1 protein-coding gene and 1 pseudogene are annotated in these 737 nt (G+C 64.6%); both read right to left on the reverse strand.

The genetic code is table 11. The features are described from left to right. The coding region (locus tag HP566_RS03980) for a hypothetical protein (protein ID WP_249975966.1) at positions 1–400 on the reverse strand (400 nt) is incomplete at its 3' end. Positions 401–427: 27 nt separating this feature from the next. Further along, positions 428–736, reverse strand: a pseudogene (locus tag HP566_RS21815) (hypothetical protein); the annotation flags it as partial. Position 737 lies beyond the last annotated feature (1 nt).

Raw genomic sequence — 737 nt, forward strand, 5'->3', positions numbered from 1 at the left:
CGCCCTGGCGGTGGCTCAGGTGATCGGCATCCAGGGCGATGGATTCGCCACTGGTGGTGGCGCCATCGAGGACGATATCCCGGGCCGCCAGGGTCAGATCGCCCTGGCTGACGATCAGACCCTCGCTACCTTCCAGGCGTGAGGCAATGATGCGCGCCTCGCCCTCGCCTGCGTGGATGATCTCGCCATCCTGATTGGTCAGCGTCTCAGCAATATCGAGGGCCAGATCGCCCGTGGCTTCCAGCCGACCCGAGGTGTTGTCGAGTTCGTCCGCCCGCACGCGCAACTCACCGCTGGCGGCACTAATCAGGCCGCCAGTGTTGTCCAGACCAGCGGCGGTGACGTCGATACGCTCCGCCAGCCATTGGCCCTGGGTGTTGTCGATGTCCCCAGCGGCCACCAGGGTCAGGGCGTCGCCAGCGATAAGTTCGCCCTGGCGATTGGTCAAGCTCTCGATGTTGAGCGAGAAAGCGCCCAGCGCCTGCAGGGTGCCAGCGGTATTGGTCAGTTCACCGGCAATGATATCGAGTCCGGCATTGCTAGCGATCAGGCCCTCGGTATTGTCCAGCGACTGCCGGGCGGAAAGCGCCAAGTCCTTATCGTCACCGATCTGCAGCATCTCGCCCTGGCGGTGGCTCAGGTGATCGGCATCCAGGGCGATGGATTCGCCACTGGTGGTGGCGCCATCGAGGACGATATCCCGGGCCGCCAGGGTCAGATCGCCCTGGCTGACGATC

Source organism: Vreelandella olivaria (genome assembly GCF_023507745.1).
In the GTDB taxonomy this organism is placed as follows: domain Bacteria; phylum Pseudomonadota; class Gammaproteobacteria; order Pseudomonadales; family Halomonadaceae; genus Vreelandella; species Vreelandella olivaria_A.